The sequence below is a fragment of the Loktanella salsilacus genome, from assembly GCF_024206795.1.
GTDB classification, from domain to species: Bacteria; Pseudomonadota; Alphaproteobacteria; order Rhodobacterales; family Rhodobacteraceae; genus Loktanella; species Loktanella salsilacus.
Window position 1 is genome coordinate 2,078,660 of the sequence record NZ_CP072994.1, and the last position, 23,513, is coordinate 2,102,172.

Here is a 23,513-nt window from a genome sequence, read left to right on the forward strand (position 1 = left end):
AAATCTTTGATTGACGCAAAGGCAACGGCGCTTGGGAATTCCGGTTGTTTGGCCCCTGCTGCGGCAGGCCGGCCCATAGCAACGGACTGCCCCGGGCCTTGGTTTGCTGGCTGCATAAAAAACGATCAACAACAGTGAGGAGACACTAATGTCATTGAAAATTTCCGTTGCCGCAGGCTTGCTGCTAACCACGTTTGGCGTGGCCGCGCAGGCCCAGTCGCTGGTCTATTGTTCCGAAGGATCGCCCGAAGGTTTTGACCCGGCGCTTTACACGTCTGGCACGACTTTCGACGCGTCCAGCCACCCAATCTATGACCACCTGACCGAATTCAAAGTCGGCACCACAGAGGTTCTGCCCGGTCTGGCCGAAAGCTGGGATGTGTCCGAGGACGGCATGACCGTGACGTTCAACTTGCGTCAGGGCGTGAAGTTTCATTCCAACGACCAGTTCACCCCGACCCGCGATTTCAACGCGGACGACGTGATCTTTTCGTTCGACCGTCAGGGCAACCCTGAAAACCCATACAACAGCTATTCCGGCGGCACGTGGGAATACTACAGCTCTATGTCGATGCCCGATCTGGTCGGCAGCATCGAAAAGGTCGACGACTATACCGTCAAGTTCAACCTGACCCGCCCAGAAGCGCCCTTTATCGCCAACATGGCGATGGATTTCGCGTCGATCGTATCCAAGGAATACTCTGACGCGATGATGGAAGCCGGCACGCCTGAGATGGTGAACCAAGCGCCCATCGGCACTGGCCCGTTCACGTTCCAAGCCTACCAGAAAGACGCCGTCATCCGCTATTTGCGCAACGACGACTATTTCGGTGACAAGGCCCGCGTCGAAAGCCTGATCTTTGCGATCACACCGGACGCATCGGTGCGTTACCAAAAGGTGCAGGCGGGCGAATGCCACGTCATGGCATATCCTAACCCGGCTGACGTGCAGTCCATGAAGGACGCAGACGACGTCGTCGTGATGGAACAAGAAGGCCTGAACGTGGGCTATCTGGCCTACAACACCAACGTCGCCCCCTTTGACAACGCCAACGTGCGCAAGGCGCTGAACATGGCGATCGACAAGCAGTCGATCATCGACGTCGTGTTCCAAGGCTCGGGCGAAATCGCCAAGAACCCGATCCCGCCAACCATGTGGTCCTATAACGATGCGATCGAGGACGACCAGTACGATCCAGAAGCCGCCAAGGCGATGCTGGAAGCCGAAGGCGTGTCCGATCTGTCGATGAAGATCTGGGCGATGCCCGTGCAGCGCCCCTACAACCCCAACGCCCGCCGCATGGCAGAGCTGATGCAGGACGACATGTCCAAGATCGGCGTGAACGTGGAAATCGTATCCTACGAGTGGGGCGAGTACCTAGAGCGGTCCAAAGCTGCTGACCGTGACGGTGCCGTGCTGCTGGGTTGGACTGGTGACAACGGTGATCCCGACAACTTCTTGGCTGTGCTGCTGGGCTGCGACGGCGTTGGCAACTCTAACCGCGCCAACTGGTGCAACGAAGAGTTCGACGCGCTGATCCAGAAGGCCAAAGTCCTGCCAACGCAAGAAGAGCGTTCGGCGCTGTATGAAGAGGCGCAGGCCATCTTTAAGGACCAGGCACCTTGGGCCACCATCGCCCATTCCGTCGTCTACATGACCATGCGCCCCGAAGTGGACGGCTATGTCGTGCACCCGCTGGGTGGTCACATCTTTAACGCTGTCGGCCTGTCCGAGTAAGCGTTTCGCGTAAACCAAGGGGGCGGCATCTGGTATGCCGCCCCTTCCCTATTTTATGATGTGGAGCCTGCCCATGGCCGCAACCCTTGCTGACCGCCTCGCCGCCTATGCCGCCGTCGCCGCCCAATTGGGGGTCGATGCTATAGCGCTGGTGCCGGGACCGAATTTCACCCGCGCGGTGGACCATGCCTTTATGAGCCATGAGCGTCCTTTCCTGCTGGTCATCCCCGCCAATGGCCCTGCCGCAGCGCTGGTGCCGAACTTGGAACTGGGCAGCTGGGATCTGGTCGGCTTTGACGGGGCCGTGTTCGATTGGCGCGATCAGGACGGCTATGACGCCGCCTTTGCTGCGCTGACGCAGCATCTGAACATCCGCTCGCTCGCTGTAGAGGGTCAGGTCATGCGCGTCTTTGTGCATCACGCCCTGCTGCGCGCCCAACCTGATTTGACGATCACCGACGCAGAGCGCGAGATTTCCGCCCTGCGCATGATCAAGACCCCCGCCGACCTTGCCGCCCTGCAAGAGGCGATTGATATCTCTGAACGTGCGCTGGCCCGCTCGCTGGACTCTGTGCGCCTTGGCCAGACCGAAAAGCAGATAGAGCAGACGCTGGTGCAAATGCTCTTTGCCGAAGGGGCCGACGATCTGTCCTTTGCCCCGATTGTGGCCGCTGGCGACGGATCGGCCCGCCCCCACGCCAAGGCGCGCAGCGATTACCATGTAAAGGCGGGCGATGCCCTGCTGATCGACTTTGGCGCGCGCAAGCATGGCTTTTGCGCCGACATCACCCGCACCGTGTTTCTAGATCACGTCACCGACGAGGGCCGTGCGGTTTATGACGCCGTGCTGCAGGCCAATCTGGCCGGGCTTGCCGTCACCCGCGCGGGCGTTTCGGCGCATGACATCGATGACGCGGTGATTTCGGTGCTTGAGGCGACGCCCTACGCCGACCGCATCCGCACCAAGACGGGCCACGGTCTGGGCCGAGAAGTCCACGAGGCCCCCTATATCATGCGCGGTAATCCCATGGTTCTGCCAGCGGGCACCGTTTATACCAACGAGCCGGGTCTGTATCAGATCGGAAATTTCGGCGTGCGCATCGAAGATGACGTGCTGGTGACCGAAGACGGATACAAAACCCTGACCCATTTCACAAAGGAACTGACGGTGCTGAAATGCTGAAATACACGCTCAGTCGGCTGCTGACCTTCATCCCGACCTTTATCGGCGTCACGCTGATTTCGTTCAGCTTTATCCGCGCCCTGCCCGGCGACCCCATCGTTGTTATGGCCGGCGAACGCGGCCTAAGCGATGAACGCTACGCCGAGCTTGCCACGCAATACGGCTTTGACCAGCCGATCTATATGCAGTTTTGGGACTACCTGACTGGCGTGCTGCAAGGTGATCTTGGCACGTCCTTTGTCACGAAACGCCCGGTCTGGGACGAGTTTTTCACCCTCTTCCCCGCCACGCTAGAGCTGTCGATCTGCGCGATGATCTTTGCCATCGCCCTTGGCCTGCCAGCGGGCATCATTGCTGCGGTGAACCGGGGCAAGTTCCTAGACCGCGCGCTGATGTCCACCGCGCTGGTGGGCTATTCGATGCCGATCTTCTGGTGGGCCTTGCTGCTGATCATCGTGTTTTCCGGCAACCTTGGCTGGACGCCTGTGTCGGGCCGGATCGACCTGCTGTATTACTTTCCCAACGCCACCGGCTTTATGCTGATCGACTCTGTCGCATCGGGGCAAAGCGGTGCCTTCACCTCTGCTGTGCGGCATTTGCTGCTGCCGACTATCGTGCTGGGCACCATCCCGCTGGCGGTCATCGCGCGGCAGACACGGTCCGCCATGCTCGAAGTGCTGGGCGAGGATTACATCCGCACCGCCCGCGCCAAGGGCATGTCCCCGGGCCGTATCAACGGCGTGCACGCCCTGCGCAACGCCATGATCCCCGTGATCACCGTGATCGGCCTGTCCGTCGGCACCCTGCTGGCGGGCGCGATCCTGACCGAGACGATCTTTAGCTGGCCGGGCATCGGCAAGTGGATGGTCGATAGCATTTTCCGCCGCGATTATCCTGTCGTGCAAGGCGGCCTGCTGCTGATCGCCGTCATGGTGATGATCGTGAACCTGACCGTCGACATGCTGTATGGCGTCATCAACCCCAAAATCCGGAAGCGCTGACATGGATGATGCACTCTCTGCCGAAGCCGAAATGGTCCACGCCCGTCCGGGCCGCCTGCGGGAATTCTGGTTCTATTTTCGTGAAAATCGCGGGGCCGTCATTGGTCTGGTGATCTTTGTCATCTTTGCCATTCTGGCGGTCTTTGGCCCGTGGATCGCGCCGCATAGCGCCACGCAGCAATACCGCGCCGATACGCTGGTACCGCCGTTCTGGCTCGAAGGTGGCAGCTATAAATACATCCTTGGCACGGACCCGCTGGGCCGGGACATGCTGTCGCGGCTAATCGTGGGCGCGCGGTTTTCCTTCTTTGTGGGCATCGTCGTTGTCACGGTCGCGGCCTCTGGCGGTATCCTGATTGGTCTGATCGCGGGCTTTGCGCCGCGGTGGCTGGACGCGATCATCATGCGGATTATGGATATCATTCTGGCCTTTCCGTCCTTGCTGCTGGCCTTGGTGCTGGTCGCCATTCTGGGGCCATCGCTGGTCAACGCCATGATCGCCATCGCCATCGTGCTGCAGCCGCACTACGTCCGCCTGACCCGCGCCAGCGTGTTGTCAGAGCGGCAAAAAGACTACGTCACCTCTGCCCGCGTGGCGGGTGCCGGGCTGATGCGGCTGATGTTCGTCACCGTGCTGCCCAACTGCCTTGCGCCGATCATCGTGCAGGCGGCGCTGTCGTTTTCCACTGCGATCCTTGACGCGGCCGCCCTTGGCTTTCTGGGCATGGGGGCGCAGCCGCCCACGCCAGAATGGGGCACCATGTTGGCCGAAGCGCGTGAATTCATCCTGCGCGCGTGGTGGGTTGTGACCTTTCCGGGTCTTGCGATCCTGGTCACGGTGCTGGCGATCAACCTGATGGGCGACGGTCTGCGCGACGCCCTTGATCCAAAATTGAAGCGGAGCTAAGCCAATGACATTGCTACGCATTCGAAACCTAACCGCCGAATTCGCAACCGCCTCTGGCGCGTTTCGGGCGGTGGATTCCGTGGACCAAGATATCGGCAATGGCGAAATCCTCGCCATTGTTGGCGAAAGCGGCTCTGGCAAATCCGTGTCGATGCTGGCCGTCATGGGCCTGCTGCCTTGGACCGCCAAGATCACCGCAGACGAAGTGTCCTTTGACGGCCAAGACCTGCTGAACATGGACCCCCGCGCCCGCCGCCGGATCATCGGCAAAGACCTTGCGATGATCTTTCAAGAGCCGATGTCGTCCCTGAACCCCTGCTTTACCGTCGGTTGGCAGATCAAAGAGGCGCTGCGCTTTCACCTGAAAATGGACCGCAAAGCACGCCATGCCCGCGCGGTCGAATTGTTCGAACAGGTCGGCATTCCCGATCCGGAAAAGCGCCTGTCCGCCTTTCCGCACCAGCTGTCCGGCGGCATGAACCAGCGCGTGATGATCGCCATGGCCATCGCCTGCAAACCCAAGCTGCTGATCGCAGACGAGCCGACGACGGCGCTGGATGTGACCATTCAGGCGCAGATCCTTGATCTGCTGGCGTCCCTGCGGGATGAAACCGGCATGGGCCTTGTGCTGATCACCCACGACATGGGTGTCGTGGCCGAAACGGCTGAACGGGTCAGCGTGCAATACGCCGGCCAAAAGGTCGAAGAGCAGCCCGTCGCCGATCTGTTCAACACGCCGCACCACCCCTACACCGCCGCCTTGCTGGATGCCCAGCCCGAACGCGCCACGGCGCGTCTGCTGCCGACCATCCCCGGCGTGGTGCCCGGCCAGTTCGACCGCCCTGCAGGCTGCCTGTTCTCGCCGCGCTGCAAATTCTCGGATGCAAATTGCAAGACCACACCGCCCCCGCCCCTTGGCGCGGACTTGGGCCATGCCCGTTGCTTTTATCCTTTGAACACAGCCGACAGGATCGCATCATGACCGACGCCCCCGTGATGACAGCGCCCTCTGCGACAGCCCCCGTCATGCAGGCGACAGCCCTGCAGCGCCACTACGAGGTCAGCGGCGGCTTTATGCGCAAGCCCCGCCTGCTCAAGGCTGTAGCTGGCCTTGATTTCCAACTGACCCCCGGCAAAACGCTGGCGGTCGTTGGCGAAAGCGGCTGCGGTAAATCCACACTCGCCCGCATGGTCGCCATGATCGAAGAGCCGACAGAAGGCACCCTGACGCTGGACGGCAAGCAGGTGTTGCCAGACGATTGGGCCGACCTGCGCCAGTCGGTGCAGATCGTGTTTCAGGACCCCTACGGATCGCTGAACCCGCGCCAACGCATCGGCACCATCCTGATGGAACCGCTGGTCATCAACACCAAACTGACCAAGGCAGAGCGCGAGGCAAAAGCCCGCGAGATGCTGCAACTGGTCGGTCTGCGGCCAGAGCATTTCGACCGCTATCCGCATATGTTCTCTGGCGGGCAGCGGCAGCGGATCGCGATTGCGCGGGCGTTGATGCTGGACCCCAAGGTGCTGGTGTTGGACGAGCCTGTCTCGGCGCTGGATCTGTCGATCCAAAGCGCAATCCTGAACCTGCTGACGGAACTGCAAGACCGGCTGCAACTGGCTTATCTGTTCATCAGCCACGATCTGGGCGTCGTGCGCCACGTCGCGGACGAGGTGATCGTGATGTATCTGGGCCGCGCGGTAGAGCGTGGATCGAAGGCCGCACTGTTTGCAGCGCCCCAGCATCCCTACACTGTCGCCTTGCTGTCGGCGACGCCGCAGGCGAACCCCGGCGCGGAAAAGCGGCGGATCAAGCTGAAGGGCGAGTTGCCGTCGCCGCTGGCCGTGCCGAACGGCTGTGCCTTTGCCCCGCGCTGCTGGAAGGCGCAGGACACCTGCCGCGCCAAGACGCCAGAACTGGGCGCCGCCCCGCATTCAGCCGCCTGCTTTTTCCCCGAAAACGCCGGCTAATGCCGTGTCGCCCGGTGCATGCGCCGGGCGACACAAGCTGCCGATTTGGCACCGCAACCGCCAATCAGCGCCGCACGACCATATGTGCGAATTTGCACCCTTGAAGTTAAAAACAGCGCCCAGTGGCATTTTTTGCAATACGTCATCAATGCACTTTTATCAAGTATTATTAAATACTTATAGGTCGATCTTAATCTAATTTTGCCCAGCGAAACCGCAGCGAAATTCGCCGCTGCCTGACCCGCATCTTGCGTAATTGCTACGCGGTGCCCCCCCTTTCCCCCCGCAGGCGTTATCCCTTATACGCCGCCACCTCAGCCATCGCGGCGGTGGTCTGGACGAAGGGATACCGATGTCACGCAGTAAGCTCTCTGGCGCGGTGCAGCGCTCTGCCCGGTCGGTTGCACCGGACCCGTCCAAACCTGACTTTGCAAAGATATCTAAGGAACACGACATGATAGAATTCGAAATCAATGGACGGAAGGTCAGCGTCGATGCTGACCCGCAGACGCCTTTGCTTTGGGCGATCCGCGACGAAATCGGCCTGACCGGCACCAAGTTCGGTTGCGGCATCGGCATGTGTGGTGCCTGCACCGTGCACATCGACGGCCAAGCCACCCGGTCGTGCATCACCGCCGTCGGCGATATCGCGGGCCTGAAGGTCACCACGATCGAAGGTCTGGACGCGGATGCAAACCACCCCGTGCAAGAGGCGTGGCGCAATCTGCGCGTGCCGCAGTGCGGATACTGCCAGTCCGGCCAGATCATGCAGGCCGCCAGCTTGCTGCAGGACACCCCGAACCCAACGGATCAGGATATTGACGACGTGATGACCGGCAACCTGTGCCGCTGCATGACCTATCCCCGCATCCGCCAAGCCGTGCGCGAAGCGGCCACCGCAATGTCCGGAGCGCAAAACCAATGAGCAACAAACTTATGTCCCGCCTGACGACAGGCACATCCGCCCCCGCAGCCGCATCTGCCATGACGCGCCGCGGCTTTCTGGTGTCGATGACAGCAACCGGCGTCGCCTTTGGCTTTCCGCGCGCATCCCACGCCGCGATGAACCCTGTCGCCGCTGACGGCCTGCCCGTGCAGCCCGTGGGCGACACATTCGAGCCGACGATGTGGTACTGGATCGACACTGACGGCCAAGTGAACGTCAACATTATCCGCGCCGAAATGGGCCAGCACGTCGGCACCGCCATCGCCCGCATCCTTGCGGACGAGCTGGAAGTGTCGTGGGACAAGGTCCACATCACCCACGTCGACACCGACGAGAAGTGGGGCCTGATGGTCACCGGCGGTAGCTGGTCGATCTGGCAAAGCTGGCCGGTTTACCGCCAAGCAGGCGCCGCTGGCCGTACTGCCTTGATCGAGGCCGCAGCCGCCCAGTGGGGCGTCGATCCGGCGACCTGCACCGCGCGTGATGGCGTTGTGACCGATGGCACAAATTCGATCACCTACGGCGATCTGGTCGCCGCTGGCCTTGACCGTTCCTTTACCGAAGAAGAGCTGCAGGCGCTGACCCTGAAGCCGCACGAAGAACTGCGTCTTGTCGGCAAGGACGTCACCGCGCTGGACATCGAGAACAAGACCAACGGCAAGGCGATCTACGGCCTTGATGCCAAGGTTGACGGCATGGTCTACGGCGTGCCGCTGCTGCCGCCGACGCGCCTAGGCTCGTCCGTCACCTCTGTCGATGACAGCGGCGCGAAGGACGTCAAAGGCTACTTGCAGACGCTGACGCTAGAAGACCCCTCTGGCACCGTGCCGGGCTGGGTTGTGGTGCTGGGCGAAAGCCTGATGGCCGCGAAATGGGCGTCAGAGGCGATTGCCGTCGAATGGGCCGCAGGCGACACCGCCAACGTGAACGAAGCGCAGATCAACGACCGGTCCCGCGCACTGATCGCGGATGACACCGCGGGCAGCATTCTGCCCACGGACAACCCCGACACAACTGCTGCATTCGAAGGTGCCGCTGACGTGCTAGAGGCGGAGTATTCCACCCAGACCGTCCTGCACTTTCAGTTGGAGCCGGTGAACGCGACCGTGTTCCAGAACGACGAAGGCATGTGGGAAATCCACACGGGCAACCAGTGGCAATCGCTGATCCTGCCCGTCCTGTCCGAAGCGCTGGAAGCCCCGGCCGATAAGATCGTGATGCGCAGCTACATGCTGGGCGGTGGTTTTGGCCGTCGTTTGAACGGCGACTACACCGTACCTGCGGCGCTGGCGTCCAAGGCGCTTGGCGGCAAGCCGGTCAAACTGGTGTTCTTCCGCGAAGACGACGCCCAGTTCGACAGCGTCCGGTCCCCCAGCATCCAAAAACTGCGGATGGCCTTTGGCGAAGGCAACGCTGTCACCGGCATGGAACACCACGCCGCCGCTGGCTGGCCCACGGGCGTTCTGGCACCGGGCTTTATGCCCAAGGGAGTGAACGATGTGCCTTATGACCCCTTCGCCATCGACGGCGCGGACCATTGGTACAACGTCGGCGCGCACAAGGTGCGGGCGCTTGAAAACGATCTGGCCAACGCGACCTTCCGTCCCGGCTGGTTGCGGTCGGTCGGACCGGGCTGGACCAACTTTGCGGTCGAAAGCTTTATGGACGAAGCCGCCCATAAGGTCGGCACCGATCCGGTCGCGTTCCGCTTGCAGCACCTGACAGCCGAAGGCAGCAACGCCGGGTCCGCCCCGAACGCTGTTGGCGGCGCATTGCGTCAGGCCGAAGTGCTGCGCCGCGTCGCTGAAATGTCGGGCTATGGCACGGCTGATCTGCCCGCAGATACGGCGATTGGTATCGCCACAACCTTTGGCCAGTCGCGCGGTATGCCGACCTGGACCGCCGGTGCAGTCAAGCTGCACGTGGACCGCGAACGCGGTTATGTGACGGTCGAAAAGATGTGGCTGGCCTTTGACTGCGGCACGGTCGTCGATCCCGACGGCGCATTGGCCCAGTGCCAAGGCGCGGCGCTTTGGGGTCTGTCGATGGCGCTGCACGAAGGCACCATGATCGAGGACGGCAACGTCGTCGACCGCAACCTTGGCGGCTATACCCCGCTGCGCCTGATCGACACGCCAGAGCTGGAAATCGCTTTCGTCGAAAGCACCGAAGTTCCGGTTGGTCTGGGCGAGCCCGGCACTACCGTGATCGCACCCGCGATAGCCAACGCGATTTATAACGCCGTCGGCGCGCGTCTGCGCCACCTGCCGATCCGGCCCGATGATGTGCTGGCTGCACTGAAGGCGTAAAGAAAAGAGGGCGTCCGTGAAAACGGGTGCCCTAAATTTATCGGCTGAGCGTCCGGGTTCTCAATGAGACCGCGGTGCGCAATGAAAATTGCGCCGCCCTTGGCTAGTGCACCAAAACGGCTGCGTTAAAGCCGCCGCCGCGCCATTGCTCTAACGCGTCCATCAGGTTCGGGCCCGGCACGCCATCGATGGTGCTGTTGTAAAATCCCGCGGCCTTCAGGCGGCTTTGCATCTCTTTCAACGTCTCCGCGCTCCATTCACCCGCACTGTCGCGCAACATCGCAAGGATTTCACCGCGATCCTCGGCGGCACCTTGCAGCAGCATATTGGCGGCTTCGGCAGGGTCTTTGGCAATGCCGCGACCTTCGTCCAGCAGAATGGCGGCCGCGCGGTAAGCGCCGGTTTCGCCGTCCTTTGCAGCCCGCTGGAAATAGCCCAGCGCCGCGTCTGGCGTATCGATCGCGCCGTCTTGTGCCAGAACACCTAGGTTGAACGTCGCTTTCGCCGAACCGGCCCCCGATGCGCGGCGCAGCAGGCTGACGGCGCGGCCCGTGTCCTGCGCAATCCCTGCCCCCTCAAACAACGAAACCGCCAGATTGATCAGCGCGTCGGGGCTGTCACCAGCGGCGGCACGTTCATTCCATTCCAGCGCCTTGGCTGTGTCCTGCGCCACCCCGGTGCCGCTGTCGTAAAGCTGGGCCAGACTGACCATCGCCCGCAGATCGCCCGCATCGGCGGCCCGCTGATACAGTGCAACCGCGCGGTCCATATCGCCGCTGGCCGCCGTTGCCCGCGCCAAAAGGGCAACGTAATGCGGCAGTTCAGGGGCCTGCGTCGCCGCAGCGCTACAGGCTTGAATGGCGGTGATCGCGTTGCGCTGCAGGGCGTCAAAGCTGACGCCAGCGGTTGTCGCCGTCGCATCGCGGGGATTTGTGGCCAAGCGTTCGCACAGGTTGCCCGGGGACGCATCATCGGCCCGCGGGATGGCATCTAGCAGTTGCCCCGCCTCAGCGGCGTGGGTGCCTGCGGGATATTGTTGCAGGTAGAATTCTAGCAAGGGCCGCATCCGCGTACGCCGCGCCAGCGTCCACAGCCGTTCCGCCTGTGCATCAGCGTCCACAGGCCCCGGTGCCAGATTGCGTGTCAGCGACCCATTTTGGGTTTCCAAAAAGGCCAGCACGTCGCCGGTATGTTTGCCCTGCGGATAGCGCTGAACGTAAAGGTCCATCAATTGCGGGTCCTTGGCGCTGGCGGCGACCTGCCACAGCAGCGTTTCCTCTGATGCGGTCGGCGGCGAAGTGTCGAACCGGAATTGCCGGGTCAACGATGAATTGTCCCACGGGATCTGCTTGCCCCCCGTCGCCGCCAGCACATCACGGCGCACGTTGATCAGCAGATCAGAGATATCCTGACCGGGTGTGTAGATATGGTTCAACATCGCTTCGGTGAAAAAGCTGTTTCGCCCGGTGCCGTCGTAGGCCACGTTATCGGGCTGCGTGGCATAGGCGAACATGAAATCAGCAGCCGTGCCGACCCGCGCAAGGCCGCTACCCAGCCGGGGATCAGATTTCAATGCGGCCCCAAAGGGGTTGTCGCGGCAGGCATCCAAGACAATCAGCTTGAGCCCCGGTGCCCGGTCCATAGCGCTCAAGATCGCCTGCATCGCTATGGTTTGCGTGGCGACATCCTCGGGGCGGGTGATGGCGGCATCAATGGGAATCAGATAATTGGTGCCTTCCACCTGAAACCCGTGCCCGGCGTAATAGAACAAGGCGACGTCGGATGTTGCGGCCATGTCGCCAAACTGCTGCGCGATTTGCGTCATTTCATCGTGGCGCAGATCGGTGCCCAGCAGGACGTCAAATCCCAGACCTTTTAACGCGATCGCAATGTCGGATGCGTCGTTTACGGGATTTTCCAGCCCGCCAACATTTTCATAGGCAGAGTTGCCGACGATCAGCGCCACCCGCTCCTCTGCGGTGGCGCGCGCCATCCAAAGGCTCAGCAGGCAAACAAGGCCCAATCGCAACATTCGCATATTTCTACCTTTTGATATTCAAAGGCCCACTGCGCGCGACAGCTCGATATTCACACTATCGACGGCCGACGCGACTGTGATGATCGTTTCGCGCTGCAGGCCGATAAGCTCTGGGTCCTCGACCCGCACAAGGCTGATCGCCTTGCGAATTTCGCTCGCCGCTGTGCTAAGTGCGGCACGTGCCTCGTTCACGGCGTCTTTGCCGATGGCGCTGCGTTCGGCCGCTGATGTGGCACCAGCCAGACGGCGTTGGGCCCGGCTTGATGCCGCGTCGATTTTCCTGCGCGCATCCTGCACAATTTGCGCCACATTAGCGAGCCCCGGCGGCAAGTCGACCGCGATGGCGTCAAGTTCACCGGCGAAGTCATTCAGCGCTGCAGACAGGCAGGCCAAATAGCGGGTGACATCTGCATCATCGGCTGGACAGGACTGTGCAGCGCCGGTCAATCCGTCGGCAATGTTGCGGGTCTTGGACAAGGTATCAGCCGCCGCGACAATCCCAGAACCGCCAGCACTTGCGACGCCAGCGACGGTGGTGCGGCCCAAATCGATGTTCGCGGAAATTGTATCCATCGGATTGGGCAAACTGAACACAGGGATCGGTGCCGGAACCACTGGCAGCGGCGGGGCCGGAGGTGCAGGTGGTGGCGGCGGCGGTGGTGGCGGCGCGGCAACCGTCATGCTGCCGCCAACATAGGTGATATCGTAGTTGCCTAGCCCGCTACCCGATGCATCGCTGATGCTGATCACGTAGGGGCTGCCAGCCGCCGTCGCAGTGGCAGACGCCCCCGCGCTGCCAAGCTGGGCGAAATCGACGCTATCGCCGGCGACGACTAGCCCCACGACCGTAAATTCGGTGCCATTAAACACAAAGGTCTGGCCTTGAATATTACTTTGATCGGTGGCGGTGATGGTCAGGGCGGCGCGGCCAACGGAAAGATCGCCGTCAACATACGTGATGGTATAGTTGCTAAGCCCAGTGCCCGTCGCACCAGATGCGGTGATGTCATAAGGCGTGTCTGACGCATTGGCATTCACCGCAGCGCCGTCGCTGCGCAGCGTAATGTTTGTAACGCTGTCACCCGCGACCAGACCCGTCGCGTCGGTGCCGTTATCTTGCGCCACGGTCACGTCGTCCAAGCCGAATGTCACGCCTTGCCCGTAGGTCGTCGCCGCGTCATTCGCGGTAATCGTCAAGGCGCGCGGCGTGATCGTGGCCGTGGCCGGACGCACAACAACCGTGAAGACTTCGCTGCCGGGATAACCGATTTGGGCCAGACCAAGACCATAGGTCGTGGTGCCCACATTCGTATTGGCGAACACCAAATTGCCCAACAGATCGCCCGGGGCAAAGTTCACATCGGCCGGATCATCGAACACATAAGACGCAGGGCCGCCCGTGATGGTCCCCGGCGCGACGGTCGTATCCGTTTCGCCATAGATGACAGAGATTGCCGTCGGCGCGACAAAGACAACGGGCGACGTGGTGTAGTTCACCGGGTAATAGCCCGCCTGCCCCGGAGCCCAAACAGCACCCGTCCCGGTAAAGACCCAGCCACGCGCTGCGGCATAGGCCATAAAGAACGCGGTGTTCTGGAACTGGGCTGTTGTCAGGCCGGTCCCGGCGGCGCTGTTCGTGCGGCCAGAGGTGGTGACATCCCAAAAATTCGACGGTGTCGCAGCGCCAGCGTTTCTGCCGGCAAAACCGCCAACCGCGACGCTGGACGGCGATCCTGACACGGCGGTCGTGACCCGGCCAGTCGCATATGACCGTGCGATTGAACCAGAGGACTCCATCGCGCCGGCAAAACCGCCCGCGTTGATTGTGCTGCTCGTGCCGCCGCCGCGATTGGTGACAGACACTGCGCCGCGCGCATAAGAATCGCGGATGGTGCCGTCATTCAGACCAACAAAACCACCCGCCAACAGGGCGGTGTCGGACGTGACTTCATCGCTGATCGCCACATCGCCCAAGGCGTGGACACGGTCGACGATCCCTGCATTATAGCCGATAGCCCCGCCCGCAGGCCGAAAGGCTGACACGTCAGAAAAAACGCCCGCATCGCCAAAGACATCGACGTCAGCGCGGCTGTCACTGATGGTCCCATAGTTAGACCCGACGATACCGCCCACAGCGCCGCCCGCGCCTGATACGTTTCCGGTGACACTGACTGCGCGAATATCGCCAAAATTAGTGGTCGCCACAGCGCCAGAGGAATATCCAGCGATGTCGAAATCGGTCAGCGTCAGGTCATACACGCTGCCGTTGCTACCGATCGTGCCAAACATGCTGGCGTCAGAGACGAAGGTGCCTTCGGACACTTCGTATTGAACGATCGTCAGGCCGGACACACTATGGCCATTGCCGTCAAAGTCGCCGCTAAAGTCCGGCTCGACACCTGCAATTGGCTGAAACCCGTAAGTGCCAGACGGTGACCGGCTCCACCCTGATGTGCTGCTCGCGTCGATATCTGCGCCAAGGATGTAGTTGGCTGACAGCAAGGTGTTCGACGAACCAACGCCTTGCAGGCCGAACACGTCAACGATCCGGTAGGGAATTATCCCGCCATTGCCTGCTGCCGCCCGCAGGAATGACCCGCTATAAATCGCAAAGTTATCTGCTGCGAAGGCCGGAAGCGTGCCAACCTGCGACCAGTCACCGTACGCCAGCACGAAATCCGCAACATCAACGCGGCCCCCGGCCCCCGTCGTGATGGCATTCGCCGCGCCAAGGTACAGCCCGCCGTTCGGGCCATTGATCGCCCGGTTCAGCACAATATTGTTGTCGGCAAACAGGTACAAAGTGGTGCTAGCGGTCCAGTCGATATTGGCGTTGATGGTGATATTGCCGGCATCAAAGCTCGACAGGCCCAAGCTGTCGCTGGTGTCCAGCGTCACATCGGTGCGGGACAGATCGTCCTCTAGCGTCAACTCTCCACCAGCGCCGGCGCTGATGGTGATATTGCGCGGATCGAGCAGCAACATGCCGAAATCGCCCAGCGGCGCACGGGTATCGGTCCGGCCGCTATAGTTCAGGGTATCCGCGCTGGACACTTCGATAAAGCCGCCGTTGCCGCCCTGCGGGCCGCCGCGCGCGGAAAACGTGGCTGCCGCGTTTGTCAGGACATCGGACCACAACACAATCCGCCCGCCATCCCCTTGGGTCAGCGCGTCGGCGCGCACCGTGGTACCCGCCGTCGCAGTCAGCTGCGCCGCGCGTGGCAGCGGGCCGCCGCCTGCAAAATCGCCGCCCACGCGGATCAATCCGCCGCCGCCCGTACCACTGACGTCCAAAGTGGCCCCGTCCAGCGTGATCTGCTGCCCAGTGACAGTGACCTGCCCGCCGGGCCGGACCACGGGGCGCACAACGGATGTCACAACCACATCGCGGCGCGGTGGGTTGGACCGTGCGGTGACACGGCCTGTGACCCTGACCTGACCGCCAGCGCCGCCGCCCAAAACGATGGTGCCGCCGCGCACGGACACCGACGATGCCTCGGCCACGCCGGACAGGTTGATGGCGTTGCGCACGGCGTGACGCGCGGTGGCGGCTTTCATCTCGATCCGGCCACCTTGGGCAGACACAGTGCCCGCGTTTTCAATCAAGGCTTGGCCTTCGGCGCTTTCGGCCGAGGTCGGCACCGCGACTTGCAAAAAGCCATCGCCCGACACATCGAGCGTCACACGCTCGCCAGACGCGAACCCGACGCGGCCCATCGGCACACTGACCCGGCCCGTGTTGCTGACATGCCCGCCCAGCAAGGCTGCATAGCCCCCGCGCCCGATCTGGATTGTACCGCCATTCACGACGGTGCCCGATTGCCCATCGCCACGATAGCGGTAGGTGCCGCTTTGGAAATCCTGATCGGTGATATCAAGGGTCGACGCGACAAAGCCGCCGCCCGCCTGCACCATGCCGTTCGAGCCGATAAAAATACCATTGGGATTGACGATATGAACTTGCCCGTTGGCGGTGATCCGTCCGTGAATATCGGTGCCGGTATCGCCCGTCACACGGTTCAGGATTGCCGCATCGGTATTGGGCTGGTCAAACCGCAGGGTCTGGCCCGCGCCAACGTCAAAGCTGTTCCAGTTCACAATCGCCGTGTCTGTGCTCTGCGTGACCGTCATCCCGCCCGCGCCCGGCGTACCAATTTGCACACCGCCCGCGGCCACCTGACCACCTGTTGGCAGGTCCTGCGCCATCAGCGCCAGCGGCGAGGTGCAACAGATCAAGGCCGCAAATAGGCGCGACGCCCGCTGCTTGCGATTAGAAGCGGATGTTACCCGAGATGCTGAACCGATTTTCGTCGTCGCCATCGTCGCGGCTCCCTTTGCCAAATTCGACTCGAATGGTGTCCGCCCGGAAAGGCGAATTGCCTTGCAGGACCAGATCAAAGCCGACGCCGAACGACGTCGCTTTGACAGTCTTTTGTTCTAGCGCAGTGGGTTGCGCGATGCTGACGGCCCCAAATCCCGCAAAGGCATAGGGCGCGAAAACTGCATTGCGCCCTGCCAAAACGGTCTGGACCGGCATCGCGGCTTCAGAGCGGACGACATAGCCGCTGTCGCCGCGCAGGATGCCGGAATCGAAGGTCGACAGATCGCCTGCGCCGACGATGCCAAATTGTTCTGACGTGACAAGCGCGTCACCGAACGCGGTTTGCGCCCGCCCGCTGATGCTGAAGGACAGCTTTTCGTTCAATGGCCGTTGGTGCCGGACAGAGGCGTTAAGCTTGGTGAACACCGGACCAGCACCTTGGCGCGACAGCGGTGTCACATCGCCAGACCGTGCGCCGAATATATCAAGGCCCTGCGACAGTGTCAGACCGCCTTCGGTCATCGCGCCTGCGTCATGTTGCTGGCTGGCATTGCCGCCAAGGCGCAGCACAGTAATGTCATCGCGGTAAATCGTGGCGCTGCTGGACGAGACGACAATCTCTTGCCGGTCGGTCTGGTGATCCAATGTGGCCTGCAAGGACAGGTTCACGTCACGCGACCGGATCGCCGGATAGATCAAGCGCAACGATTGGCGATCAAATTCGGACGTCGTGTCGACCACATCGCTGGGCGGATTGCTGCGGCTGCTGGTTAGCTCGGCGTTCAGGGTCATACCGGACGATCCGACCGGGAACAGCGCACCCACTGCACCGACGCGGTATCGCGGGCTGTCTGACAACGCGCCGTCGGGCGATGCCGTCAGCCTGCCATAAAACGTCTCGCCCAAGCCCAGCAAAGAATTCGCCTCGACCCCCAGATTGATGGTCGGGCGGCCGATGTCGTCAGAGGCAAAGTTGTCGGCCCCCACAAATCCGGTGATCTGGCGAAATTGCGCGTCCAACGCCAAGACGGTGCCGCCCGGGCGCGTGCCAGCGGCCAATGCCGTGCTTAACGCCACGCCAGAGGCATCACCGGCCAGCAAAAGCTGACGCTCCAACTCCCTCAAGGTGATCCCAGCGCGGTCAACAAGCGGCACGGTTAGCGCATCAAGGCGGCCGCGCACGGCGTCCGGGACGGCGGCATTGTCGACGGTTTCGACGAAACCATTCACAACCGTGACCTTCAGGACACCGCCATCACGCAGCGATTGTTGCGGCAAAACGATCCGCGTCAGGACCAAGCCCGCATTGGCATAGGCCTCTTCCAGCGCGGCGGTGGCATCGAACAGTTCGGACACCGGCACGCGGCCACCTGTCAGGCGGTCCCGAAAGGCCGTGTTTGCGTCGCTCATGGCGGGCAAAGCGCCCTCTATCGTGACGTCCGATAGTGTGATCCCGATGGTTTCGCTGCCCTCGGGCGCCTGCGTCCCCGCCTCGCCGCTGAAGACAAGCGTGCCGTTTAGCTTTTGCAGTGGCGGCAGAAAATTGTCTGGCGTGACTTCGCTAGCTGTTTGGCTGAACGCCTGCCCAGGGAAGGTCAGGGCAGCCACTGAAAGCGTTGCGGTCAAAAGCAGAGAATATCTAGAAGACGTCATAGCGCTGCCTATCCCGGTTTTTGTTAAACAGTTTTCGGCAAAATACCTGTTTAACATACGTCAATCTGACGATTCTGTGACCGCCGCCGGCCCCAGTTTTGACGAATTTGGCAGACTGTGGCCCAAAAACCCGCCGCCCTTTGGGTGATAGCAGGGGTGACAGGGGCGGCACCCGTCTGCCAGTGTAGGCGCACCGCTTTGCGACCCTACTGATAGGATCGACCTTTGACACAGTTGCCCAACCATTATGGCGTCACACCGCCGCAGTGTCCCTGTTGCAAAACCCGGATTACGGTACATCAGAAAATCAATCCCGGTCACTGCGGAGCCATGAACTGCGCATTGAAGTTCGCCCATGACACGGCCATCCAGCGCGAAGCAAAAGAACGCAAGGTGATCAAAAAAACGCGCACAATTGCAGAATTTATCGTTAAAAAATCAATTCAGAATATCGCGCGGACGCTGGGTGTCACACCAGGCGCGGTCAAAACCGGCATCGTCCCCTATCAGAACAACCCAGTCACCGCGTTGCCAGATGATGCGCGCGCGGCGTTCATAGCGCATTTGGAAACGACGGTTGCCACAGCTTATGACAGCGCCAGACATACGTCGGCGATCGGTCCCGTCGCACCGCCGCCCCTGCACATACCGACACCGATCGAACTGGCCGGTTGCACGGCCTGTCAGGGCCATTGCTGTCAACAAGGGCGCGGCCGACATGCGTTTCTGGCGCAAAGCGTGTTCGAAAACCTGTTTCACCTGCATCCGCACCTTGGCATGGAAGAGGTCATTGCCTTTTACGTCGCCGCCCTGCCCGATCAGTCCGTCAAAGATGCCTGTGTTTTCCAGTCGCGCACCGGCTGCACGTTGCCGCGCGATTGGCGGTCTGATGTGTGCAATACCTATCGCTGCAGGGACTTAATCCGCCTGTCGGACAAATTTCCGCCGGGCCGGGACAAGGCAGTGGCCGTGGTGGCTGTCGACGGGGATCAGACGCAAATACTGGCGCATCGCAGCACCGTCGGGACGTTCGCAGTGACAGAAGACTAAGGCGCGTCAGATTTTGCCTTCTTCGCGCCATTTCTCTAGCATTTGCCGCGACACTTCGAAATGCATTGAATCCTCGCGGGTAAAGCCAGCGCCCCAGACCCAGCCTTCTTCGCGGAAAAAGTCCGCCAAAATCGTCAGGCCAAGTTGGGTTTTACCGTCACCAAGCGTGTCGAGCTTGCCGTCGATGTTCAGATCAACGGCCAATCCAAACGAATGCGTCGATGTCCGCCCGACCGTGCCGCGGATCTGGCGCACGCACAGCGAACCTGCCGTGTTGATCCGTGCATAAAGATCGGGGTCGGTGGCTTCGACGTTGCGAAAGACCCGCTTGAGGCTATCGATAGCGGGCTGCAGCATTTGCACCCTGATCGGCCCCACGGATTCAACGCGCAGCAGGGACTTCAGCTTGGGATTATCCATCGCTTCGCAGTCGTTGCTTAGGTGCTGACGCGGGCGGCCCAAGAACCCTTCTAGGAACCGCGAATTACCGACATTGATGCCGGGGTTCACCTCGCGGCGGTTTGCGATCAAGACGACCTGCGCATAGGCGTCCAGAATGGCGTTGTCGCCGTCAGGTACGAAACCTTGGCTTTCCGGCACCTGCACAAATGTATCCTGCTGCGGCGCAATCACGGCGGGACGGGATGCGATGGTTTGGATCTGTTCCTGCATAACGCCCATCTGGGCCTGCAACCCTTCGATCTGCTGGCGCAGGCCCTCAATCTCGATCCGGGCACCACTATCGATGGCAGAGCCACCTTCGCTGAGCGTCGCGGGGGCCGCCGTTGACATAGCGCTTTGCGCGGCGATCCAGATCAACGGAACAGTTAAGGCCCCGATGGCAACAAGAATGACAGGCACAATCCGCAAAGCTATCGCCCCTTCATCATTTCTTTGTCTTCGGCGGACAGGGTGCGGCACGGTTCGGCCTATGTCAATTATGCACCGCGCCTTTCAGTCTTTAGGGTAAGGCCGATATTCAGTGACACTGAACCCTATGCCGGTGTAGGCTTAAACCTTCACTAGATTAGTCTTAATGAAGGTCCTTTGCCATGAAATATCGCCTGATCTATTTGACCACCGTTTTATCGTTTGGGGTTTTACTGTCCCCTTTGGCCGCGCTGCCAGCTGCTGCCCAAACCTCAGACGAGATGAGCGCGGACGAAATCAAGGACGCCTTTGATCGCCAGAAAACACGCGGCCTTGTGCTTGCGACGCCCGGCGCGGCGGCACCGGACGCAGCGCCAGCTACGGCTGAAGCGCCAGCGACCACCGCAAGTATCGAAAGCATTGCGACGGCCATCCCCAAAGAGGATCAGGTCAATATCAACGTATCATTCGATTTCGATTCCGCATCATTGCGCGAAGACCAAAAACCCAAACTGATGACCCTTTGCACAGCGCTAAAAGCGGCCGACGTGCAAGCCATTCGGATTTTGGGCCATACCGACGCCTCTGGCTCGGACGCCTATAACGAGCGTTTGTCAAAGCTGCGCGCGGAAGAAGTGAAGCGTTTCCTTGGAACCGACTGCGCCTTTCCGCTCGACCGGATGGAAGCGCTTGGCGTTGGTGAACGCTTTTTGTTCGACCCCTCCGACCCCAAAGCCGACGCCAACCGACGCGTCGAATTTCAGGCGTTAAGCTAAAGCCAGACGCTGTAAAGCACAGGATAGACGCATGAACAGAGACCCGAACCGTGGCATCTTTCAAATCGGCGATATCCTGAACAATACATACAAGATCGATCAGGTCTTGGGCCGTGGCGGCACGTCGGAGGTCTACCGCGCCAAAAGCGAAATATCGGGGCGGGTTGTCGCGCTAAAGGCGCTGCGGCTAGAGTATTCGCGCAACGAAGATTTCCTTGCGCTGATGACGCGCGAAGAAGAAATGCGCGAAATCCGCCACGACGCCGTTGTGCGGTATTATGACAATCAGCGCACCAATGCGGGCCTTGTCTATCTGGTGATGGACTACGTCGAAGGGCCCGGGCTGGACCAAAAGATCAAAGATGGCGGCATGTCCGCCGCCGATCTGCTGGTGGTGGCGCGGCGCGTCACCGAAGGGCTGATCGCGGCCCATGCCAAAAATATCGTGCACCGCGATTTGTCGCCGGACAATATCATCCTGCGCCATGGCAAACCGTCCGACGCCGTGATTATCGATTTCGGCATCGCCAAGGACACCAACCCCGGCGCGGAAACCATTGTCGGTAACGAATTTGCAGGCAAATACGCCTATGCCGCGCCGGAACAGTTGAACGGGCAAACGGACGAGCGTGCCGATATCTATGCGCTTGGGGCGCTTTTGCTGGCGGCTTTTAACGGCAAGCCCCCCAATATCGGCGCGAACCCGATGGAAGTAATCCAACGCAAGGCTTTGCCATTGGACACAAGCGGTGTGCCAGAGCCGCTGAAATCGCTGATCGACAAGATGACCCACCCCGACCGCGAGGCGCGGTTGCAAACGGCCCGCGCTGTCTTGGCGGAAATTGACCAGCCTACTGGCTCTGACGTTGATGAAGCCGAGATTGATTTTGGTGACGAGACCGAAGAGCGGACGGTTATCGCCCCCCGGCCAACGACGGTCAAACCTGCGGCCAAGGCAGAGCCTGCGCTGACGCCTGCGGCACCCAAAAAGACAGGCGGCAACGGTGCGAAATATGGCATTCTGGCAGCGCTTGCCGCCAGCGTCGCCGGGGCTGGCGTTTTCTTTTTCGGCTATTTGACCCCAGTCAGCGGCCCAGTCTATCCCGTTGCAGACCCTTACACCCTTGTCGCGGCCAGACCCGCCGACGGCAGCGCGCAGATTTTCGGAAATGTCCCGTCAGAAGCCGCGCGTGATGACATGCTGGCGCTGGTCGACGAACTGGGCGGGTCAGGCGATCTGACGCTGTCGACCGGCGACATCACACCGACCTGGGGCGAGGATATTGTCCAGATTATCGGGCAGGTATCTGTCCTGCCGGAATGGAGCGTGCTTGCGGACGGGAACGTGGTCAAAATCACCGGGATAACCGATGACGCCGCCGAACAATCCCGCCTAAACGCGGCCTTTAGTGCGGCCAACATGCCCGCCGGACTGACGGGCACCGCAGAGATCACGCTGAACCTGCCGATATTGCCGGCCTCTGATCTGACCCCAGTTTTGCAAAGCCAAGCGGACTGTGGCGCGCTGCAATTGGTCGACACCCCGCCCCTTGGCTACCCGGCGGGTGGGCAGGTGCTGGTGCTGGGCCAAGTCGCAAGCGCAGAAACTCTTTCATCGCTCACGGGCGCGCTGACGGACAAGATCGGCGACCGTGACCTTGTCATGAACGTCGAGGTGTTGAACCCAACCTTATGCCTGATGTCCACGGTCCTGCCCGCCGCCCCATCCGGCGGGATCGCGATCAAGTTCCTGAACGGCGCTGACAACAGCATGAACCCCAAAGGCCAATACTTGGTCGGTGATAACCCCGTCATTGACGTCGTGATCCCCGCTGACACGACCGATGGGTTTCTGTTTGTATCCGCGCTGGATGTGTCCGGGAATGTGTTCCACCTGCTGCCCAACATCTTGATCACAGACAACAGCGTCGCCAGTCTGCGCGCGGGCCAAGCAGGAGAGGTCACTGTCCGCGTCGCCTATCCGCTGGCCGATGCTGCGGATGGCACCAAGCTGGCGTTCACCGTGGATGACACGACCCTGGGCAAAACGCAGGTCGTTGTGATCCATGCGGACGATCAGATTTTCGACGGCCTGCGCCCCACAACAGAGAGCGCGGACAGCTTTGCTGCCGCACTCCAGAACGCCGTCGGGACGGTCCAATCGCTGGACAGCAGCATCCTGACGACTGCGCAGCCCTAGATTTAGGTCATGTGCCTGCGAGTGCAGGCGCAGGGGCCGCCTGAAAGCTGTCGGGATAACAAGAGGAGATAAACAGCGCGTCACCATGCGACCGCATGTTGACCGCCACCGTGGCTATCTTGCGTTTGGTCGCGTTTTGCCCCGCCGCATAGCCGTAATAATGCCCGGTCACGGGAATGGACTTGATCCATTCCTGTGCATTGGGCTGCGGGTCCTGATCAAGCCTGCCCAATGCAGACTTGCAGGTCGCCGTCGCCAACACCTCGACAATGGCATTCACGGCGGTCTGTGTGTCGGCGAATAAGGATCGGTCATCGCGCCCCGCATTCGCCCCGACAAGATTGTCGCCATCGCCTTTGACGTGGATATAGACATGGCCAACTTTTTTACCGGTCGGCTTGGCGTTGCGCATACTTGCTGGCAGCTCTGGCCCGTAAGCATAGGCACCAAGCCCGACGCCGCCAGAGCGACTAAGCGCTGCCTCTACCATTCCCTTATCGAAAGTGTGACTTGATACACCCATGACGTGCTCCTTTGATACTACTTAAAA

16 protein-coding genes are annotated in these 23,513 nt (G+C 61.1%); 11 read left to right on the forward strand and 5 right to left on the reverse strand.

What is annotated here, in order from left to right:
* Positions 1-148: 148 nt before the first annotated feature.
* The 8 genes from KBW81_RS10135 (at position 149) to KBW81_RS10170 (ending at position 10,055) form a co-directional block, all read left to right on the forward strand.
* Positions 149-1,738 carry an ABC transporter substrate-binding protein gene (locus KBW81_RS10135; protein ID WP_090189892.1) on the forward strand — a complete coding sequence of 530 codons (1,590 nt, stop codon included), beginning with the start codon at positions 149-151 and terminating at the stop codon, positions 1,736-1,738.
* A 73-nt stretch (positions 1,739-1,811) separates the two neighbouring features.
* On the forward strand, positions 1,812-2,921 hold the full coding sequence (locus KBW81_RS10140; RefSeq protein ID WP_254247077.1) for a M24 family metallopeptidase: 1,110 nt from the start codon (positions 1,812-1,814) through the stop codon (positions 2,919-2,921).
* Positions 2,915-3,922, forward strand: a complete 1,008-nt coding sequence (locus KBW81_RS10145; RefSeq protein WP_090189894.1) for an ABC transporter permease subunit — start codon at positions 2,915-2,917, stop codon at positions 3,920-3,922. Before KBW81_RS10140 ends, KBW81_RS10145 begins: the two co-directional genes overlap by 7 nt.
* A 1-nt stretch (position 3,923) precedes the next feature.
* Positions 3,924-4,829: an ABC transporter permease subunit gene (locus KBW81_RS10150; protein WP_090189897.1), complete on the forward strand. Its 906-nt coding sequence runs from the start codon at positions 3,924-3,926 to the stop codon at positions 4,827-4,829.
* 4 nt (positions 4,830-4,833) lie between these two features.
* Complete coding sequence (locus KBW81_RS10155) at positions 4,834-5,811, forward strand: ABC transporter ATP-binding protein (RefSeq protein WP_254247078.1); 978 nt, start codon at positions 4,834-4,836, stop codon at positions 5,809-5,811.
* Positions 5,808-6,800, forward strand: a complete 993-nt coding sequence (locus tag KBW81_RS10160; RefSeq protein ID WP_302059182.1) for an ABC transporter ATP-binding protein — start codon at positions 5,808-5,810, stop codon at positions 6,798-6,800. The genes KBW81_RS10155 and KBW81_RS10160 overlap by 4 nt, the downstream gene beginning before the upstream one ends.
* 454 nt (positions 6,801-7,254) lie before the next feature.
* The gene (locus KBW81_RS10165; protein WP_090189902.1) at positions 7,255-7,725 is read left to right on the forward strand and encodes a (2Fe-2S)-binding protein; all 471 of its coding nucleotides are present in this window, start codon (positions 7,255-7,257) and stop codon (positions 7,723-7,725) included.
* Entirely contained in the window at positions 7,722-10,055 is a 2,334-nt protein-coding gene (locus KBW81_RS10170; protein ID WP_254247079.1) for a xanthine dehydrogenase family protein molybdopterin-binding subunit, read from the forward strand. Before KBW81_RS10165 ends, KBW81_RS10170 begins: the two co-directional genes overlap by 4 nt.
* 103 nt (positions 10,056-10,158) lie before the next feature.
* On the opposite strand, the gene KBW81_RS10175 is transcribed toward KBW81_RS10170, so the two are convergent.
* From KBW81_RS10175 to KBW81_RS10185, 3 genes are read right to left on the reverse strand one after another with little or no spacing between them, the layout of a single operon-like run.
* Positions 10,159-12,093, reverse strand: coding sequence for a caspase family protein (locus KBW81_RS10175; protein ID WP_254247080.1), 1,935 nt, complete (start codon positions 12,091-12,093; stop codon positions 10,159-10,161).
* A gap of 18 nt (positions 12,094-12,111) precedes the next feature.
* The gene (locus KBW81_RS10180; RefSeq protein WP_254247081.1) at positions 12,112-16,413 is read right to left on the reverse strand and encodes a two-partner secretion domain-containing protein; all 4,302 of its coding nucleotides are present in this window, start codon (positions 16,411-16,413) and stop codon (positions 12,112-12,114) included.
* A complete protein-coding gene (locus tag KBW81_RS10185; protein WP_254247082.1) occupies positions 16,364-18,067 on the reverse strand; it encodes a ShlB/FhaC/HecB family hemolysin secretion/activation protein in 1,704 nt (567 codons plus the stop codon). Before KBW81_RS10185 ends, KBW81_RS10180 begins: the two co-directional genes overlap by 50 nt.
* Positions 18,068-18,460: 393 nt before the next feature.
* On the opposite strand from KBW81_RS10185, the gene KBW81_RS10190 reads away from it, so the two are divergent.
* Complete coding sequence (locus KBW81_RS10190) at positions 18,461-19,117, forward strand: hypothetical protein (protein ID WP_254247083.1); 657 nt, start codon at positions 18,461-18,463, stop codon at positions 19,115-19,117.
* A gap of 6 nt (positions 19,118-19,123) precedes the next feature.
* On the opposite strand, the gene KBW81_RS10195 is transcribed toward KBW81_RS10190, so the two are convergent.
* On the reverse strand, positions 19,124-19,978 hold the full coding sequence (locus KBW81_RS10195; protein ID WP_367305333.1) for a M15 family metallopeptidase: 855 nt from the start codon (positions 19,976-19,978) through the stop codon (positions 19,124-19,126).
* A 191-nt stretch (positions 19,979-20,169) separates the two neighbouring features.
* On the opposite strand from KBW81_RS10195, the gene KBW81_RS10200 reads away from it, so the two are divergent.
* On the forward strand, positions 20,170-20,763 hold the full coding sequence (locus KBW81_RS10200; protein ID WP_254247085.1) for an OmpA family protein: 594 nt from the start codon (positions 20,170-20,172) through the stop codon (positions 20,761-20,763).
* Positions 20,764-20,794: 31 nt separating this feature from the next.
* Entirely contained in the window at positions 20,795-22,963 is a 2,169-nt protein-coding gene (locus KBW81_RS10205; RefSeq protein WP_254247086.1) for a serine/threonine-protein kinase, read from the forward strand.
* Positions 22,964-22,970: 7 nt separating this feature from the next.
* Here the strand turns inward: KBW81_RS10205 and KBW81_RS10210 are convergent, their stop codons facing one another.
* Positions 22,971-23,486 carry a hypothetical protein gene (locus KBW81_RS10210; protein WP_254247087.1) on the reverse strand — a complete coding sequence of 172 codons (516 nt, stop codon included), beginning with the start codon at positions 23,484-23,486 and terminating at the stop codon, positions 22,971-22,973.
* Positions 23,487-23,513 lie beyond the last annotated feature (27 nt).

Coding starts and splice junctions, on each gene's coding strand:
- KBW81_RS10135 (WP_090189892.1), top strand. CDS start 149: ATGTCATTGAAAATTTCCGTTGCCGCAGGCTTGCTGCTAACCACGTTT.
- KBW81_RS10140 (WP_254247077.1), top strand. CDS start 1,812: ATGGCCGCAACCCTTGCTGACCGCCTCGCCGCCTATGCCGCCGTCGCC.
- KBW81_RS10145 (WP_090189894.1), top strand. CDS start 2,915: ATGCTGAAATACACGCTCAGTCGGCTGCTGACCTTCATCCCGACCTTT.
- KBW81_RS10150 (WP_090189897.1), top strand. CDS start 3,924: ATGGATGATGCACTCTCTGCCGAAGCCGAAATGGTCCACGCCCGTCCG.
- KBW81_RS10155 (WP_254247078.1), top strand. CDS start 4,834: ATGACATTGCTACGCATTCGAAACCTAACCGCCGAATTCGCAACCGCC.
- KBW81_RS10160 (WP_302059182.1), top strand. CDS start 5,808: ATGACCGACGCCCCCGTGATGACAGCGCCCTCTGCGACAGCCCCCGTC.
- KBW81_RS10165 (WP_090189902.1), top strand. CDS start 7,255: ATGATAGAATTCGAAATCAATGGACGGAAGGTCAGCGTCGATGCTGAC.
- KBW81_RS10170 (WP_254247079.1), top strand. CDS start 7,722: ATGAGCAACAAACTTATGTCCCGCCTGACGACAGGCACATCCGCCCCC.
- KBW81_RS10175 (WP_254247080.1), bottom strand. CDS start 12,093: ATGCGAATGTTGCGATTGGGCCTTGTTTGCCTGCTGAGCCTTTGGATG.
- KBW81_RS10180 (WP_254247081.1), bottom strand. CDS start 16,413: ATGGCGACGACGAAAATCGGTTCAGCATCTCGGGTAACATCCGCTTCT.
- KBW81_RS10185 (WP_254247082.1), bottom strand. CDS start 18,067: ATGACGTCTTCTAGATATTCTCTGCTTTTGACCGCAACGCTTTCAGTG.
- KBW81_RS10200 (WP_254247085.1), top strand. CDS start 20,170: ATGAAATATCGCCTGATCTATTTGACCACCGTTTTATCGTTTGGGGTT.
- KBW81_RS10205 (WP_254247086.1), top strand. CDS start 20,795: ATGAACAGAGACCCGAACCGTGGCATCTTTCAAATCGGCGATATCCTG.
- KBW81_RS10210 (WP_254247087.1), bottom strand. CDS start 23,486: ATGGGTGTATCAAGTCACACTTTCGATAAGGGAATGGTAGAGGCAGCG.